Consider the following 11,437-nt stretch of genomic DNA (forward strand, 5'->3'; position numbering starts at 1 on the left):
CGCGCCTCTTCGTCTCCGACCTACAACAGCGGCGTGTACGGCGAGCTGAACGGCCTGAGCGTCACCCCGCCGGCGGGCGCGCCCTTGGAGCCGGGACTGCCGAACACATAGCGCAGATAGGCGTTGCCCGTGAACTGCCGATAGTCGCGCGCGTTGCTGAATCCGAGCGCGCCGCCCAGAAAGAGCTGCGGCGCGATCTGGTACTCGATGATCGCGGCGACGTTGTAGGCCACGCCGGTGCGGCGGTTGCCCGGAGCCGCGAGCAGCGGTGTGCCGCCCGCGGCGGAGTCGGTGACGGGATCTTCCCTGAAGGACTGCACGCCGATCGATGCGTTCAGCCGCCACGACAGCCGCCGGTCGCGGCCGCTCCAGTCGAGCGGGAAGGTGAGGCTGGCATAGCGCTGGGGGCTGAAGTAGCCGCCTTGTCCATGCGTGAACCGGCTCAGGTTCTTGTCGTAGGAGAGTAGGTCCAGGTTCACGCCCATGGTCAATGCGGAGTCCGCGCTTCGCAATACGGGCACGTACGTGCCCGCACCGAGCTCGTAGCGGGTGTTGCTCGTCACGTTCTTGCCGGTGATCGAATGGGCCGAGCCGTAGCCGTAGATGCCGTGCGACCCGAAGTCGCGGGCCAGGTCCAGGCGGCCGCCGGTGGCGACCACACCGCCCCACTCGATGCCGGTGCGCGGATCGCGCGTGCCGGCGAAAGACAGCAGGCTGTCGGTCACCGGACGGCGCGACAGATCCGCCTTCAACGAGACGTCGTTGGCGAATTGGCCGCTGTAGGTGACATTGCCGATGACGTTGGTCACTGCGAAGCCGATGGGCGTGGTCCCGATGCGGGCATCGAGCTGATCGCTTGCAAAGCCGACGCCGAGCCCGACCCCGCGCGCGTTCTGCGCGCCCGGCGGGGCGACAGCGCCGAGCGACTGCCGCTGCGCGGCGGGCGCTCCGCCGCCGAAGCGACTGGCGCTCGTGGGGTCGGTTGCCAACGTGCCGGCATCGAGCTCGGTCGGCGTCACGCCCAGCACGAGCCGGCCTTCGCCCAGGGGAATGCGCGCTTCGATGGGTATCTGCTTGTCCGACAGCCGCCCGAGTCCCGCCTCGCCGCTGCGGCGTCGATACACCGCGCCGGCCATGAGGGTGGCGCCGCGCTCGGCCTCGACGCTCGCGGCCGCCGGCCGGGCATGGGCTTGGCGCGCCTCCTGGCCGATGCGCAGGGCGTCGAAGTCCTGGCGCTGCGCGCCTGTCATGTCGGCCGCCTGCAGCCGGTCCAGCACCGCCGCCAGCTCGCCGTCCTCACGGGCCTTGAACAGCAGGGACGCGTGGAGCAACTGGTCGGCCGTGGAGGGCGGCCCGTCGCTCGCCACCAGCCGTCGGCTCAAGGTCAACGCGCGCGTCAGGTCGCCCGCATCGCTCCAGGCCAGCGCGAGCGGGCCCAGCGCCGGGCGCGGAAGATCGGCACCGAGCGTCGACTCGGTACTCGCCAGCAGCACGCGTGCCGCGTCGACCTGCCCCTGGCGCACCAGATCGACAGCCCGCCGCGTCCGGTCGAGCGTCCACAGGCGGCGTTGCAGCGCCGTCGTGTCCGGCGTTCGCGCTTCTGCGGGCAGGCGTTCGAGGTACTGCAAACCCTCCGCCGGTTCCCCGGCATCCGCTGCCAGCAGCGCGCGCGCATGGAGCTCATCCGGCGTACCGCCCTGCGCGGCCGGCAAGCCGTCCATGGCATCGCGCGACTTCGCGGCCAGTCCCTGGCGGCGATATTCGAGCGCGAGGTCATGGCGGATCCAGACGCTGTCCGGATCGGCGGCCAGGGCCTCTTCGAGTGTGCGGCGCGCGTCGGCGGGCCGGTCCGCCTCGCGCTGCCGCCGGGCTTGCGCACGCGCTTGGTCAATGCGGTCCTGCCGCAGCTGCGCCAGTGCAGATCGGCCCGCGGCCTCGCCGGGATCGAGCTGCACGGCGCGTTCCAACAGGCTGCGAGCGGTGGCCGGATCGTTCCTGCCACGCGCAGTGTTCGCCTGTCCCAGCAAGTTCCAATAGGTGGCGCTTCGAAGCGCGGAAGCCCACTTTCGGGCGCCCCCCTTCGAAGCCTGCTGCAGAAGATCCTGGGCTTGCGCGAAACGCTGCTGGCGCAGGCGAACGAGGCCGAGTCCGCCCAACGCGTCGGTGTGGCCGGGCCGCAGCCGCAGTGCGTCGCGAAAGCGCCGCTCGGCCGCGGAGAGATCGCCGCGCTCGAGGGCCGCGAAGCCCGGGCCCGTCGGGTCGGTCGCAGGGGGCGCAGCGGCCGCGGGCCGTGCATCGGCCAAGCCCTCCAGGCGCTGGGCCAGCACGGTATCGGCTTGCAGCGCGAGAAAATCGCGGTAGAGCGACGCATCCGCGGCGCGCGCATCGAGCCAGAGCAGTGCCTGGCGCCAGCTGGCGCGCGCCGCGGCAGCAGTGGCGGGCTGCTTCGAGAGATCCGCGAGGCTGCGGATGCCCTGGCGCCGGGTCGGTTCCCGGTAGGTCTGGAGCTGTGCGAGCGCGAGCCTGTAGTCGAGGTTGTCCGGCTTGCGCCGCACGAGTTGCTCGAGCCCCGTGAGGGCCTCGTCCCATCCGTGCGGACTGCCGCCGAGCAACTGGTAGAACTCGGCCGCGAGCGGCTCGGGCGGCGGCCGGTTGCCGAACATCGCGCGATACAGCTGCAGCGCCTCGGCGGTGCGTCCCGCGCGGGCGGCCGAGCGCGCGGCTTGCAGGTCGGTAGTCTGCCCGCCGGGCTGGCGCAAGCGCGCTTCGAACCGACCTGCCCTGGCGTCGCCGGGATGCGCCGCGCGCAAGCGGGCGATCCAGCCGCGCGCTGCCTCCGTGTTGCCCCGCGCCAGCTCGACCTGCGACATGCCGTACATCGCATCGGCCGACCGAGGATCGGCACTGAGCAGCTTGCGCCAGCTTGCTTCGGCGAGCTCGAGGCGACCCAGGCTCAGCCAGTAGACGCCCTGTTCGGCCAGGGCGGACCTGGCGTCGATCTGGGCGGCGGCCGGTCCTGCCGCAGCGAGCACACCCAGCGCGGCCTGGCACGCCAGCCGTCTCAGGCGAGTTGCGTCGAAGGGCACAAAAGCCTCCAGTTCGGCTGCAGTTCGCCAGCTCGGTCGAACGCATAGCGGCCGTCGAGCCATGCCTGGCCGAACAGCAGCAGCATTCGCTCGTAGTAGGGCAGCGGCGCCGAGGCGGGCTGGGCCGGGCTCGGCGCGCGTTCGCGAATCCGCGCGATCTGCGTGCCGAGCGGGCCTTGCAGCCCCTGCGCCTTGAGGTAGGGCAGGAGGGCGCCTGCAAAGCCGACGGGTGCCCTGCCGCGTGCCGCGCCAGTGTCCGTGTCCACGAATTCGGGCAGCGGCTTGCTCTGCAAGAGCAGCGTGCGAGGGCCGTGCAGCGCTCTCAACAGTTGGGGGCGCGCCGGATCCTGCGCATGCAGCATGCCGGCCCAAAGGTAGACGCGAATGGCGTCGTAGCCGCCCACGGTGCTCTTCTCAGGGTCGGCCACGAAGGTCTGTTCCTTCTCGGACCACGCACACCAGTCGGGAGCGAAGCCGCGCGGCGCGACGACGCCCAGCATCCGAACCGTGTTGTCCGCCATCTCGCGCCAAGGCCCATGGGCGTCCTCCTGCTGGAAGCGGCGCATCAATTGCAGCGGCAGGTAGCTCGGATTGAGGCGCCACAGCGGCCCGTGGGCGATCGAGCGCGGCCAGGGCAAGAGCATTCGGCCCAGCCCGGGCAGCGAAACGATCTCCTCGCGCGTCGCGTTCGAGAGCACGCTGCGTCCCAATGCCTTGTAGCCCGGTTCATTCCAGAGGCGCCCGGCCTCGAGCAGCGCATAGGCGATCCAGAGGTCGGCATCGGATGCCGGGTTTTCGTCGAGCACACCCCAGCCGCCATCGGCCTTGCGGCCCCATCGCCAGGCAGGCAGGCGCTGCGCGAGCTTGCCGGCAGCGAGATTGAGGTCGGTCCACCGGAGAACCCGATCGAAGGTGGAACGGTCGTTGTGCACCAGCGCGAGGAAGAGGCCATAGGACTGTCCTTCCGACGTCGAGTGCTGCTCGGCCGTGTCGAAGTCGATGACCCGGCCGTCTCGCTGGATATGGCGCTCCACGAAGCTGGTCCAGTCCGTCACGGCGAGGCATGCGCTGGCGTTCGCATGCGCCAGGGCCGGCATGCCGGCCAGGAGAGGCGAGAGCGAGAGCGCGGTGAGCAGGCGGCGCCGCCGGGCGTGAGGCGCGGTCGAAGGGCGCTGGAGCCGCGTCATTGGTGATTCACGATGTCCGTTCGCCAGCGCAGTCGTCGCCGCGCGCGCAGCTGCAGGCTGAGATACGCCGCGCCGGCGCCAACGAAGGCGAGCGCCACGATCAGGGCGGCCAGCAGCAGCGGGCTGCGCGAGAGATTCCACTGCAGCCAGGCGATGGGCGGCAGATGGCCGACATAGTAGGTCTCTCCCGCGAGCAGGCTGTGGACCTGTGCGTCTCGCACGATCGACGTGCTGCCCTGGATGCCCTTCAGCAGCTCGGGCGACATCAGCGCGTTCAGCAGCGCCCGCTGGGAGCCGGCATTGGCAACCACCGCCACCACGCTGCGTCCCGGTTCGAGCGGCGATTCGAACCCTGACAGCACGGCGTCGCTGCCGTCGCTCGCGACGGTCATCTGCGTGCTGGACGGCAGATCCTCGCGCTGGCGCGTGCCGGCGACGAACTTCAGCGTGTCCTCGAGCCAAGGTCCCAGGCGGAATTCGCGCGCGCCGTCGGCGCGTTTGAGCGGCATCCGATCTGCCCACTGGGCGAAGAGCGGCTGGCTCTGGAGACCGCCGATGACCAGCAGGTCCTTGTTCGCCCACTGCGACACTTTCGAGGCACCGCCGACCGCAACCCTGAGCGCCGGATAGCCGGTGGCGTTGCCGAGCTGTCCCATCAGCGCAAGGTAGGTCTCCAGCTCCGTCGACGCCGGCTGGTCGGGCAGCACCACCGCGGTTTCGGCCAGATCGGCGAGGCGCGTGAAGGGAAACCCGCCGTTGGCGAAGGCCGCCAGCTCGGGCATCGCGAGATAGTGTGGGAGCTTCGAGATGTCGATGGTCGAATTCGCCTCGATCCCGCCGCGCACGTTGTCGAGCAGCGGCTTGCAAGGGGCCGACGCGGGTTGGAAGTAATAGTGCATGCGCAACTGGCTGCGCGAGCCCAGCGCGAGCGGCGGCAGGAGGATCGTCTTGCGCTCGCCGACCGATCCATCCGGCAGCAGCCGACGCGCGAGCGGGTTCCACCAGCGGTCCTCGGCCGGGTTCGCAGCCCGTAGCGGCAGCGAGCTGACGAAGGTATTGCCGAGGCTGAGATTCAGCGTCGACTGATCCGCCTGCACGCGCGGCGTGTAGCGGTAACCCAGATCGAGCGGAATGCCGCGCGCGCGCCAGGTGAAGAGATCGGGTGGCAACTGCAGATTGACCTTGACCACATCCGGCGTGTAGCCGGCGACCGTGAGATCTTCCGGCGCGGCCAATTCGCCGAGCTGAACCGGGCGGTCGCTCGCGACCCAGCGCGGCGCGTCGTAGGGTCGGCGTGCGGCAGGCTCCCGGAAGCTCGTGATGGCGGCAGAAGCGCCGGTGAGTGCGCGGCTATTGAGGGCCAGCGCCGAACTCGCGGTACGCAAATCGGCCGCGTTGCGGCCCATGACCAGCAGAAGCCTGTGTCGCGCGTCGCCGGGGTGGTCGACGACGGCAAGCGCCGGGCCATTGATCGGAGGGAGCGCAAGACCGGCGACAGAGGTGCCGGGCAAGGCAAACACGACGGCGTTGGTCCCGGGCGGAAGCGCGCCGCTCGATACCGGGAAGACGGCGCCGCGGTAGCCCGCGAGCGCGCCGAACCACGAGGACACGATCCCTGCGGCCTCCAGCGTGGAAAAAGCCGCGTCGTTGCCGAATACGAAGGGCAGTTGGAGCCGGCGCACGTCGCGCGGGTCGAAGAAGGGCTGCGGCAATGTCGCGAGATCGGCATGCACCTTGAAGGGTTCGACCGTGAGGCGCAGCGTGCTCGACGCATCCACCTTGGCCCACAGGCTGGTGTGCGCCGGATCCTCGCATTCGCGCGTGTAGTGCCCGACCAGCTCGATGTTGATGCGGTTGAAGTCGGTCACCAGCCGCCGGTCGATGGGGATCAGGGCGCTTTGCGGCTTGCCCGCGCCGGCGCTCGGCACCGGCAAGGTGGACACGACCACATCGTTGACGCTCACGTTGAGATGCGACAGCTCGGGAATGAGCGTCGGCGAATAGGAATAGTCGAGCTTGAGCGACGCGGCCGTGACCAGCTCGTCGCCACGCACGCTGAACGGTATGCCCACCGTCGCGCTGGTCCCGCGCAGGGTGATGGCGTAGTCGATGCCCAGCTGGGTGAGGTTCATCTCGCGCACGCTGACGCTCTGGCTGGGTGCGGATGGCGTGCCGGAGGGCAGCGCAGAGGGGCCCACCACCGCAGCGCTTGCAGGCGCTGCGGGCGTGGGCTCGCGCAGTCCCTGCGCCGAGCCGCCGCCGCAGGCCCAGGCCAGGAAGAATGCGGCGAGCCGCCCTGGATGGATCGCCCGCATCAGGTGGATTCCCCGCTGCGAGGAGCGCTCGCGACGGCCGTTGAAGGACGCAGCCTGCGCGCGATGGCTCGGCCATAGTGGCCAAACATGTCCTTGAATCCGACCGCGCTGATGCGGGCAATGTGCAAGAGCACCTGATGTGCGGCGACACGAGGGTGTTTGCCCCAGCGCTCTGCCCAGATGTCAGGGCGCGAGATCGTGCATTGCACGAGGGCCTGTTCCTGGGCCAGCGTGAGCGCTTCGAAGCGCAGGCCCAGCCGCTTGCCGCGGCTGAAGCGGACCGTGGCCGGAAGACGATGTTCGACGTCGCCTTGGAACAGCGACACCTCGAGCGGCGTGGCATGCGCACAGCGCATTTCGTTCGGCAGGTCGACGCCCAGACCGCCGGCGGAAAAGTCGAAGGTTTGGCAAGGAATCGATGGCTGGCCAGCAAAATGCAAAGTGGCCGGCATGCGCAGGTCGACCCGGTGAGCGGTGCGCATCTGGCGCGACTCGTTGGCCGCGGCGACGCAGGCGCCGAGGATCACGAGATTGTAGAGCGTCCACGCCAGGTTGAGCCAGACGGTGGCGATGCGCTCTTCATCCACCCAGGTGAGCCGCCACAGGCCGAAGCCGACGCCGATGAAGTTGAACAGCAGCAGGAGCAGGCTGGCCTTGGCGATTTGCGTGTCGAAGTACTTCTTTTCGATCAACCCGCCCTTGGCCGTGACGTTGAAGGCGCCCAGCTTGGGATTGATCAGCGCCACGAGCGTCGGGCGGAAGATGTGCCAGGCGAGCACGGCTTCGTACACCTCGTTCCAGAACAGGTAGCGAAAGCGCCCCTGGATCCGGCTGTTGGTCAGGTTGGCGTGGAGGATGTGCGGCAGTGCGTAGGCGAAGATCATCGCGGCCGAGGCGTGGATCACGCTCGCCCCGAACACGAGGTAGGCCAACGGCGCCGTGAGATAGATCAGGCGCGGCAGGCCGTAGAGGAAGTGCAGCATCGCGTTGAGGTAGCACAACCGCTGCGCCCAGCTCAGCCCGCGGCCCAGCAGCGGGTTGTCGGTGCGGAAGATCTGGGTCATGCCGCGCGCCCACCGGATGCGCTGGCCGACATGGCCCGACAGGCTCTCGGTGGCGAGGCCTGCTGCCTGCGGAAGTGCCAGGTAGGCGGTGGTGTAGCCGGCGCGGTGCATCTTGAGGGCCGTGTGCGCATCCTCGGTCACCGTCTCCACCGCGATGCCGCCGATCTCTTCGCAGGCGGTGCGACGAAGCACCGCGCACGAGCCGCAGAAGAAAGTGGCGTTCCACAGGTCGTTGCCGTCCTGGATCAGGCCGTAGAACAATTCGCCCTCGTTCGGCACCGTGCCGAAGGTGCCGAGATTCTTCTCGAACGGATCGGCCGAGTAGAAGTGGTGTGGCGTCTGCACCATGGCAAGCTTCTGATCGCGGCCGAACCAGCCCATGGTGACTTGCAGGAACGATCGCGTCGGCGTGTGGTCGCAGTCGAAGATCGCGATGAACTCGCCGCTTGTGTTCTTCAGCGCCGCGTTGATGTTGCCGGCCTTCGCATGCCGGTTGTTGTCGCGCGTCACGTGCGCCACGCCGGCCTGTTCGCAGAATTCCCGGAACTGCTCGCGGCGGCCGTCGTCGAGCACGAAGATGTTGATCTTGTCGCGTGGCCAGTCGATCGACAGCGCGGCCAGCACGGTCGGGCGAACCACCGACAGCGGCTCGTTGTACGTGGGAATCAGGATGTCGACCGTCGGCCACAGCGCCCGATCGGCAGGCAACGCAAGCGGCTTGCGCTCGAGCGGCCAGGCGGTTTGCACATAGCCCAGCAGCAGCACCACGAATGCGTAGATCTCCGCCATCAGCAGTCCCGACGCCAGCACGAGATCCAACACATTGCTCATGTACATCGTGTCGGTGATGCGCCAGTACAGGTAGCGCGACGACACCACGACAGACAGGAAGATCAGCGCCAGCGTGGGAAAGCGGCCGGGAAAGCGGTTGATGAACAGGGCGGCGATGAAGATCACGACCGACAGCGTGAGCTGCTGGTGCAGCGTCATCGGCGTGATGATCAGAATCGGCAGCGCTGCCAGCGTGACGACCCAAGTCACTGCGCGGAACACCACAGGTCCCGCGGCAGTGGAGGCTGAACGCTCGGGGTGCTTCGGCTTGCTCACCAGAGAGGCGGGGGCGCAGCCGCCGCGATGCGAAGGGCGGTGGGTTGAACCGGGCGCGCCGCGCTTTGGCGGGGGGCGGCGTGATAGGGGGACGCTTTGTTGTCTTTCATCGGAGCTCGCGACGATTGTGGCGGCGCCAAGTTTCATTGACAATCCATAAGCGCATCGCTGTGGCGCGGATGTGATGGAGAGATCGTCAATGCACCCACGCGAAACCTCTTTCAGCCACGGGCGAGGGCGGTAGGAACTGCATGCAAGAGGCGTTTAGTTTGCGTTTTTCTTGTTAGTACAAACCACCTACCATCGCTCCCATCATGAGGTGCTTGCCAATGAAGCGCCTTCACTCCGGCGCCATGTGCAAGACGCCAGGTCCGCGTGCTGCTGGAGCCAAGCTTCGCGGTGACGAGACTTCTACCACGTCCAGGACGTCTCCAACTCGGAGGCTGCCGCAGGAGCCGGGGAGGTCGCGGATCACCGCAGCAATCGTTGAAAGCAGCGAGGGGCCGAGCCGGTTGCGAGTCGAGCGAAGACGCTGAAGTGCGCTCCACTACACGGTCGGTGATAGGTCACGCACAGACAGAGCGCGAGGCTGCGGGATGACTGCACAGTTGTAAAAGGCTGCTAGTCACGTTGCCGCACTGGCGCGAAGACGCGGCGGTCTCCTTGCTATGTCGTATTCCGGGACGATTGATCGACAGGAAGATCGCGACCGGGATCATTGACCTTCAGTGTGTCGCTCGGCGCCACGCTGGCGCTGTAGATCACGAGATGGATCCCGCCCGGGTGCGCTACGGAGGGAAACAGGACGCCTTTTGCGCCCGCATCCAGCACGAGGTCAGAGAGCACCCAGCTCGGCGGTTCAACGTAGTCCGCGATCGCCAGCTTACGCCAGTCGCAGAAGAAGTCCTCCCACGACGGATCCCACTGGCCGGGCACATAGCCCCCGGTGAAGTCCACCACCGGTTGCAGGGCCACGTCGTAGCTCACGATCGTGCCCGGTGGCAGCAGGGATGAAACTGCTGCTACTCGGCCAGCGCGGTCTGTGCGTCCGCAGCCAGGTACAGCGCGTGCGTGCCGGGACGGTTCAGACGTCCCCCTGCCTGGCAGCGCCAGCGCCGCTGAGTGGTTGGAATGCCCAGCTCGGTTTGTGAACCCTGAAGTAGGTGCCGTTTGCCTGGCCGACCCTCATCCAGCGGCACCTGCGTCATAGGACTGCAGCAACCGGATCACGTCGTCTGCGCGGCCATCGGCCACCAAGGTCTCCGCCGTCTTGTACTCAAACTCCCGCAGCGGCTCGTTCCTGAACCAGAAGATGGCGCGCTTGATATCCCCGGCAGCCACGTCGCTGGCGGCGCGCAGCACCCTCAGGTTGTCGCGGATGTGCCCTTGAACGCCCGGTGATGTCGGCGCCCGAGCCACCGTGTTGCGATGGACCTTCGCATTCCGCGCGAAGGTGCCGACGTCAAGATGCATCACCTCGATGAATTTCGTCGGCGACAGGTGGTCGTCCTCGCGGAGCTCGTCCAGGAGCGCGAACGTGCCCCAGAGGCCGCCCCCGGCGGCACCCACGGGATGCTGGGGGGCCTTGCCCCGGCTCTTCAGCTGAGATGTTCGTTCCATCCTGACATGCTACTCTTTTGGCACTTTCTATGCACCATTTAAGCATCTGGTAGCTGTCTTTAGTTCGGGCGCCCAGGGTCGCCGGTCGCCGCGTTGCGGCCTACACGTTGACAACAATCAGAGAACAAAGTCCGGCGGCCCCGAAACATGCGCGATACGCCCGCGGACGAGACTTTCGGCATGGACTTCTCCTCTCAACACCGCCGCTCCTGAGGACCCCACGATGAAACTCACCCTTCGCCAGATCCAGCTCCCCGGTCGCGTGCGGCTCGAATTCGCGGAACAGGGCTCCCGCTCCGGCACGCCGGTGATCGCCCTGCACGGCGTCACCGACTCGTGGCGCTCCTTCGAGCCGGTGTTGCCCCACCTACCATCCGACCTGCGGGTGATGGCGCTCACCCAACGCGGCCATGGCGACAGCGACAAGCCGGCCGGTGGATACCGGCCGGCCGACTTCGCCGCCGACGTGGCGGCCTTCATGGACGTGATGGAGATCGAGCGGGCCGTGATCGTCGGCCACTCGATGGGGAGCATCAACGCGATGCACTTCGCGACCCACCACCCGTCCCGGGTCTCTGGCCTGGTGCTGGCCGGCACGATGCCGTGGTTCGGCCGGCCGCCCGAGCTGGTGGCGTACTACCGAGAGCAGATCGTGCCGCTCGCCGATCCGGTGCCCGGCGCCTTCGCCCGCGACTTCCAGCAGAGCACGCTGGCCCGGCCGATCGCCGCCTTGATGCTCGACCGTTTCGTCGCCGAGAGCCTGAAGGTCCCGGCGCGCGTCTGGCGTGCCGCCTTCGCCGGCTTCATCGGCGACGACTTCTCGCCGCGCCTGCGCGAGATCGAGGTGCCCACGCTGATCGCCTGGGGTCGGCACGATGCGTTCTGCTCGGCCGCGGACCAGGAGGCGATGCTGGGCCTGATCCGCACCGCCCGGCTCGTGGAGTACACCGACGCCGGGCACGCGATGCACTGGGAGGAGCCGCAACGCTTCGCCCGCGACCTGAGCCGCTTCGTCGCCTCGGTCGCCACCGGCACGGCGATCGCCTGACCTCGGAGGA

The 11,437-nt window shown here is 68.2% G+C and carries 8 protein-coding genes; 1 reads left to right on the forward strand and 7 read right to left on the reverse strand.

Going from position 1 to position 11,437, the window contains the following annotated elements:
• Positions 1-20: 20 nt before the first annotated feature.
• From AC3A6Y_RS23460 to AC3A6Y_RS23490, 7 genes are all read right to left on the reverse strand, one after another.
• On the reverse strand, positions 21-3,086 hold the full coding sequence (locus tag AC3A6Y_RS23460; RefSeq protein ID WP_487870648.1) for a cellulose biosynthesis protein BcsC: 3,066 nt from the start codon (positions 3,084-3,086) through the stop codon (positions 21-23).
• Entirely contained in the window at positions 3,062-4,273 is a 1,212-nt protein-coding gene (gene bcsZ / locus AC3A6Y_RS23465; RefSeq protein ID WP_487870649.1) for a cellulose synthase complex periplasmic endoglucanase BcsZ, read from the reverse strand. Before bcsZ ends, AC3A6Y_RS23460 begins: the two co-directional genes overlap by 25 nt.
• Positions 4,270-6,588 (reverse strand): cellulose biosynthesis cyclic di-GMP-binding regulatory protein BcsB, encoded by a 2,319-nt coding sequence (gene bcsB / locus AC3A6Y_RS23470; RefSeq protein WP_487870650.1) that lies wholly within the window; start codon positions 6,586-6,588, stop codon positions 4,270-4,272. Before bcsB ends, bcsZ begins: the two co-directional genes overlap by 4 nt.
• Complete coding sequence (gene bcsA / locus AC3A6Y_RS23475; protein WP_487870651.1) at positions 6,588-8,906, reverse strand: UDP-forming cellulose synthase catalytic subunit; 2,319 nt, start codon at positions 8,904-8,906, stop codon at positions 6,588-6,590. The genes bcsB and bcsA overlap by 1 nt, the downstream gene beginning before the upstream one ends.
• Before the next feature lie 519 nt (positions 8,907-9,425).
• Positions 9,426-9,746, reverse strand: coding sequence for an RES family NAD+ phosphorylase (locus tag AC3A6Y_RS23480; RefSeq protein WP_487870652.1), 321 nt, complete (start codon positions 9,744-9,746; stop codon positions 9,426-9,428).
• Positions 9,747-9,781: 35 nt separating this feature from the next.
• Entirely contained in the window at positions 9,782-9,967 is a 186-nt protein-coding gene (locus AC3A6Y_RS23485; RefSeq protein WP_487870653.1) for an RES domain-containing protein, read from the reverse strand.
• Positions 9,945-10,379, reverse strand: a complete 435-nt coding sequence (locus AC3A6Y_RS23490; RefSeq protein ID WP_487870654.1) for a DUF2384 domain-containing protein — start codon at positions 10,377-10,379, stop codon at positions 9,945-9,947. Before AC3A6Y_RS23490 ends, AC3A6Y_RS23485 begins: the two co-directional genes overlap by 23 nt.
• Before the next feature lie 223 nt (positions 10,380-10,602).
• On the opposite strand from AC3A6Y_RS23490, the gene AC3A6Y_RS23495 reads away from it, so the two are divergent.
• A complete protein-coding gene (locus AC3A6Y_RS23495) occupies positions 10,603-11,427 on the forward strand; it encodes an alpha/beta fold hydrolase (protein WP_487870655.1) in 825 nt (274 codons plus the stop codon).
• The last annotated feature ends 10 nt before the right edge of the window (positions 11,428-11,437 follow it).

Source organism: Variovorax sp. Soil_C_17 (assembly GCF_057657265.1).